4 protein-coding genes are annotated in these 4,457 nt (G+C 61.6%); 2 read left to right on the forward strand and 2 right to left on the reverse strand.

Annotation, left to right across the window (positions count from 1 at the left end):
- Nucleotides 1–55 precede the first annotated feature (55 nt).
- The gene (locus ACEW8Q_RS02270) at nt 56–382 is read left to right on the forward strand and encodes a hypothetical protein (RefSeq protein WP_373502428.1); all 327 of its coding nucleotides are present in this window, start codon (nt 56–58) and stop codon (nt 380–382) included.
- On the opposite strand, the gene parC is transcribed toward ACEW8Q_RS02270, so the two are convergent.
- Nucleotides 372–2,630: a DNA topoisomerase IV subunit A gene (gene parC, locus ACEW8Q_RS02275; protein WP_373502429.1), complete on the reverse strand. Its 2,259-nt coding sequence runs from the start codon at nt 2,628–2,630 to the stop codon at nt 372–374. The two genes, ACEW8Q_RS02270 and parC, sit on opposite strands and share 11 nt — an antisense overlap.
- Nucleotides 2,631–2,775: 145 nt before the next feature.
- On the opposite strand from parC, the gene ACEW8Q_RS02280 reads away from it, so the two are divergent.
- Entirely contained in the window at nt 2,776–3,531 is a 756-nt protein-coding gene (locus ACEW8Q_RS02280) for a GGDEF domain-containing protein (protein ID WP_373502430.1), read from the forward strand.
- Nucleotides 3,532–3,538: 7 nt separating this feature from the next.
- On the opposite strand, the gene ACEW8Q_RS02285 is transcribed toward ACEW8Q_RS02280, so the two are convergent.
- Nucleotides 3,539–4,457 (reverse strand): ribonuclease J (locus tag ACEW8Q_RS02285; protein WP_373502431.1); only part of this gene is annotated, 919 nt, incomplete at its 5' end.

Below are 4,457 nucleotides of genomic sequence, written 5' to 3' on the forward strand. Positions count from 1 at the left end.
AGGCGCAGAGTACTATCATTCGGTTCACCCGCTGGGTTCTCCATGATGGCCTCATATGGTTCAGGTTAAACTGCTGATAATTATACCTGAATCGGCGCAATGCCGCCACAAATCAGTATGTCATCTGGCGAATGCGGGCTACTTCAACTCAGGGCAGGATGTGATTGCCGATTTCAGTCCGCGCGACGCCGAGAAACTGGACATTAGCGACATGACGAACTTTCGCGGATTTTCTGACTTCATTCATAATTACATTGAGACCGATCTGGCGACGGGTTTCGCTGCAATTGTTGTTGGCGAGAACAGAATTGTGCTCGAAGGCGTCACTATTGATCAGATCGGACCCGGTGAAGCATACTCTGCACAGGATTTTATTCTCTGAACTGACGGGTAAACCTGTTGTTCTTCGGGAAGCCCTTGGGCGGCAGCCTTCCGGCCTGGGCCCGTTCGCCGATCCACTCCTTGAGATCGGTGACGATGAAGTTGCGGCCCGATGAATCGGTCCAGCTCAGGCCGTCCTTCAGCCTGAAGGCCTGCGCGTCGCTCAATCCCCCGTCCTTGAACCTTTGCAGGCGCACGCCCTTGCCGCGCGCCATTTCAGGCACGTCGGCGCGCTTGAAGATGACCATCTTGCGGTTCTCGCCGATGGTGGCGATGTGGGTGGCATCGTCCGGCACGCTGGCGCAAAGCACGGCCTCTACCGGAGCCTTCACGTTCAGAACCTGCTTTCCCTTGCGCGTGGTGGCGAGGCATTCCTCTTCCGTCACGATGAAGCCATCGCCCTCGGTGGAGGCAAGCAGGCGTTTCGTTCCGGGCACATGGACGAAGAGCGACACGATCTGGTCGGCTGCATCGAGATCGCACATGAGGCGCACAGGTTCGCCGTGGCCTCGCCCGCCGGGAAGCTTCGCCACGTCGAGCGTGAAGAACTTGCCCGACGACGAGAAGACCATCACCTTGTCGGTCGTCATGGCATGGAAGGTGAAGCGGGCGGTGTCGCCGTCCTTGTAGGTCAACCCTGAGAAATCCTCGAGGTGGCCCTTCATGGTCCTGATCCAGCCTTTCTCCGAGCAAACCACCGTGACGGGTTCCTTATCGATCATCGACTGTTCGAGGTCGACGTCGATCTCGGGTGCTTCCGAGAAGTCGGTGCGGCGGCGGCCAAGCACGGTCTTCTTGGAGAACTTCTCCTTCACCGCCTTGATCTCTTCCGAGATCTTCGCCCATTGCTCGTCTTCCGACTTCAGCAGCGCGTTGAGGCCCTTCTGCTCCTTCACGAGCTTTGCATGCTCGCCGCGGATTTCCATTTCCTCAAGCTTCCGCAACGAGCGCAGGCGCATGTTGAGGATCGCCTCGGCCTGGTTGTCGGTGAGCTTGAAGGTGGCCATCAAGACCTGCTTCGGCTCGTCGTCCTCGCGGATGATGCGGATCACCTCGTCGAGATTGAGATAGGCAACGAGATAGCCCTCGAGGATTTCAAGGCGGCGGGCGATCTCGGCCAGGCGGAAGCGCGAGCGGCGGACCAGCACGTCTTTCCGATGGTCCAGCCATTCGCGCAGCACCTGCCTGAGGCCCATCACCTTCGGCACCTTGCCGTGGCTCAGCACGTTCATGTTGAGCGGGATGCGGGACTCGAGTTCCGTGTTGCGGAAGAGCTGCTCCATCATCAGCGTCGGGTCGACCGTCTTGCTTTTGGGCTCCAGAACGAGGCGGACATCTTCCGCCGATTCATCGCGTACATCGCCCAGAAGCGTGAGCTTCTTGGCGGTCAGAAGTTCAGCGATCTTCTCGATCAGCCTGCTCTTCTGCACCAGATAGGGAATTTCGGTGACGACGATCTGCCAGGTACCGCGTGCGAGTTCCTCCTGATGCCAGCGGGCGCGAACGCGGAAGCCGCCACGGCCGGTGCGATAGGCCTCGATGATCGAGGCGCGGTCGTCAATGACGATGCCACCGGTCGGGAAGTCGGGGCCCTGGACCAGCTGGGCAATCTTTTCGTCCGTCGCATTGGGCGTCTTGATGAGGTACAGCGCCGCGTCGCAAAGCTCGGATGCGTTGTGCGGCGGGATCGACGTCGCCATGCCGACGGCAATGCCGGATGAGCCGTTGGCGAGAAGGTTCGGGAAGGCGCCGGGGAGCACCACCGGCTCCTGCACGGAGCCATCGTAGTTGGGGCGGAAGTCGACCGTGTCCTCGTCCAGCCCTTCCAGCAGAAGCTTCGCAACTTCCGTCATGCGGGCTTCGGTGTACCGGTAGGCGGCGGCACTGTCGCCGTCGATGTTGCCGAAATTGCCCTGCCCGTCGACCAGCGGATAGCGCGAGGAAAAATCCTGTGCGAGGCGCACCAGTGCATCGTAGATCGACTGGTCGCCATGTGGATGATAGCCGCCCATCACGTCGCCCACGATCTTGGCGGATTTCTTGAATGCCGTGTTGGGATCGAGGCGCAGAAGCTGCATGACGTGGAGAAGGCGGCGATGGACCGGCTTCAATCCGTCGCGCACATCGGGAAGCGCCCTGTGCATGATTGTGGACAGTGCATAGGCAAGGTAGCGCTCTTCCAGCGCATCCTTCAGGTCGATTTTTTCAATGCCCTTGGGGCTCTCGGGCGGGGGAATGTGCTTGCTCATGATTCGCGCCTTATAGCATTTCTGGCTCCAGAATCATGAGGGCGCCCTGCAACCTTGGATTAACCGAAACCTCAAGCGGCAACAGACATGTCAGGGTTTCGCAAGAATCCGCCGCTAGCCTTGTGCAAGAGGGAGGGACCCCGGATTGCTGCGCATTACCAACAAGATTCAGGTCGCCGTTTGGCTGGGCCTCGCCATGCTTCTGAGTGTGTCGGCGCCTTTCATCCTGCTGTGGCTGTTCCTTCCGCCGCTTCCCTTGCCTGTGGAACTGCCGATCTATGTAACGCGAATCGCAATTCCGCTGCTGATCGTGACCCCGATGGCTCTGATCGTACTGGTGATGTTCCTCCGCATCAACCAGACCACCGCGCGGCTGGACGCGACCATTGCGCGCCTCGATGCGCATGTGAAATTCGACAGCCTGACAGGCCTTCTCGCACGCGGCTACTTTCTGAGCGCCGTGGAACAGACGCGGGGTCGCGGCGGCTATTTCCTGATGATCGACGCGGACCACTTCAAGTCGATCAACGACAATCACGGCCATCATGGCGGCGATGCCGCGCTGATGCTGCTGGCCCGGGTGACGATGCAGGCCGCGGGCGAAAAGGGACTGGCCGGACGGCTCGGCGGCGAGGAATTCGGGATCTACATGCCGGGCGTGACCGCAGCGCAGGCGGAGTTGCTGGCGGCGGGCCTCGGCGCGGCCGTGCGGAACCAGAACCTCGAACTCAACGGCAAGCGCGTGCCGCTCAGCGTATCCGTCGGTGTCGCTCACGATGAGGCAGGGGTCCCGCTCTCCGAGATCATGAAAGCTGCGGACGAAGCCCTGTATCAGGCCAAGGCCGCGGGCCGCGACCGCTTCGTCATGGCGTCCCGGCCCGCGCACAGCGCCGCCGCCTGATCACAACCTAGACCTGAACGACCGTCACCTTCACGATTGGCTTCTTGCCCCAGACTGTATCCGCCGCACGGCGGACCGCCACGCGTACGGTTTCAGACAGGCTCGACTTGTCCTTGCGGCGCGGCTTCGGCGTGGACCCCACCGCCTGCTCGGCTGCTTCCAGCAACTCGTCGGAAAGGCCAAAGGGCAGGCCATCGGTGAGGACCTCGATATCGGCCGCCAGTTCCTGCTTGCCGTTGATCACGACGGTCACGAAGACAATGCCGACGAAACTCAGCTTGCGGCGCTGCTTGGCTGGCCCGTCATCACTCGGGACGATGAGGCGGCCGTCGACGTGAAGCCGGCCGGCTGGTGCCTCGTCGATGTGCTCCAGCGGTCCGGGAGCGAGGCGGGTGATGTGGCCATCCCTCGGGATCAGTACATCGCGGATGCCGTTGGCTTCTGCAAAAAGCGCATGGGCGCGAAGGTGGCGCGGCTCGCCATGCATGGGGATCAGCGACTTGGGCCGCACCCACTCGTAGAGAAGCTTCAGTTCGTCCTGCCGTGGGTGACCGGAGGAATGCACGAGCTCCTCCTCGCCAGTGATCACATCGATGTCGAGGCGGGCCAGGTTGTTCAGTACGCGGCTCACTTCCTTCTCGTTGCCCGGAATGGTCTTGGAGGAGAAAATCACGAGGTCGCCCACATCCAGCGAGACATGCGGGTGCTGGTCCTCGGCGATGCGCGCGATGGCGGCACGGGGTTCGCCCTGACTGCCCGTACATAGCAACATCACCTTGTCGGGCGGCAGGTAACCGAACTCTTCCTCGTCCAGCAGGCGGCCTGAATCCTTCAGCATGCCGCAGGCACGCGCCGCCTCGATGGTGTTGCGCATGGCGCGGCCGGCGATGACGACTTCTCGGCCGGACGCCCGCGCGGCGCGGATT

This window comes from Aestuariivirga sp. (assembly GCF_041738905.1).
Lineage (GTDB): Bacteria > Pseudomonadota > Alphaproteobacteria > Rhizobiales > Aestuariivirgaceae > Aestuariivirga.

What these genes read in the sequence shown, in the direction of transcription:
- ACEW8Q_RS02270 (WP_373502428.1), top strand. Translation starts at nt 56, where the DNA reads ATGGTTCAGGTTAAACTGCTGATAATTATACCTGAATCGGCGCAATGC.
- parC (WP_373502429.1), bottom strand. Translation starts at nt 2,630, where the DNA reads ATGAGCAAGCACATTCCCCCGCCCGAGAGCCCCAAGGGCATTGAAAAA.